The sequence below is a fragment of the Pseudomonas sp. GM21 genome (assembly GCF_000282215.1).
Lineage (GTDB): Bacteria > Pseudomonadota > Gammaproteobacteria > Pseudomonadales > Pseudomonadaceae > Aquipseudomonas.
The window spans coordinates 1-1,081 of the sequence record NZ_AKJS01000062.1 but is presented as its reverse complement, the minus strand read 5'-3'; the positions used below and the strand labels follow the sequence as shown (position 1 = coordinate 1,081).

General features: G+C 59.2%; 2 protein-coding genes. Both read right to left on the bottom strand.

Features of this window, described 5'->3' with window-relative positions; all coding sequences use genetic code 11:
- Positions 1-118: ATP-binding protein (locus PMI22_RS31310; RefSeq protein ID WP_007944384.1), on the bottom strand; the 118-nt coding region annotated here is incomplete at its 3' end.
- Positions 111-1,081: Mu transposase domain-containing protein (locus tag PMI22_RS20810; protein ID WP_007944383.1), on the bottom strand; the 971-nt coding region annotated here is incomplete at its 5' end. The genes PMI22_RS31310 and PMI22_RS20810, both read right to left, overlap by 8 nt.

Sequence of the window (1,081 nt, the reverse complement as noted above, 5' to 3'; positions counted from 1 at the left end):
GTTCGAGCAGCCATTTCGACGAGGTCGTTGAGGATTCTCCTTGCGAGGCCAGCTCTTCCCAGGCGCTGGCCATGCCATGCAGTCGCAGTTCTTTGAGTTCCGCCATAAGATCACGCATTGCGAGTCTCCTCATCGGTGGTACGGAGCCGGTCGTAGCGTGCCGTATTGGCGACAGGCGCTATCTTGAGTTGAAGGCTGGTTTCGGCGGACGGAGGGGCGGCTGTCGATGTCAGTCGAGCCAGGACATTCAGGATGTGTTCGGCGCTCAAGCTGCCTGATTCAAGTACCAACTCCACAGCCACCAACACGGCATCGAGCCCGGCGATGGGAACAGCAGCCAGTACCTGCGTCATGACTCGATCACCGTTGGTGTGACGCCTCAGACCGCGCTTTAGCAGTTGCAACGGCTTCGGCAGATCGGCAAACGGAGCGCCATTGCGCAGCGCTCCGGGCTTGCGTTCTATGAGTGGGATGTAATGCTGCCAGTCAAAACTGACCTGGTCTCGATCAAAGAGGCGCTCGTGACTGGCAATCATCGTTTCATCGGCGATGACCACTACCCGGGAGGGATACAGGCGGCTGCTGACCCACTGACCGACCCGCTCACACGGCACCGAGTAGCGATTTCGCGTCACGCTGATCAGACAGGTGCTGGAGACCCGCACAGTGCGTTCGACATAGCCGTCAAAGGCCGTGGGCATTGGCATCATTTCCACCCGTTCCAGTTCCAGGACGTCCGCTACCGTCAGCCCGTTGTACTGCGGGTGAAGCAGCTCGCTCCAGAGCGCACGACAGCGTTGGCCGAGCCAGACATTCAGTTCTTCAAAGGTGTGGAACATACAATCTTGAGCATCGAGCCAGATGCGTCGCCGGCTGTCCTGGACGTTCTTTTCGACGATGCCTTTTTCCCAGCCGGAGGCCACGTTGCAGAAGTCTGAGTCGAACAGGTAGTGTGCGCACATCACGGCAAACCGGGCATTGACCGTGCGGCCCTTACCCTTGTTGACCTTGTCGACAGCTGTCTTCATGTTGTCGTAGATGCCGCGACGCGGCACCCCACCTAACGCGCCAAACGAGCGGG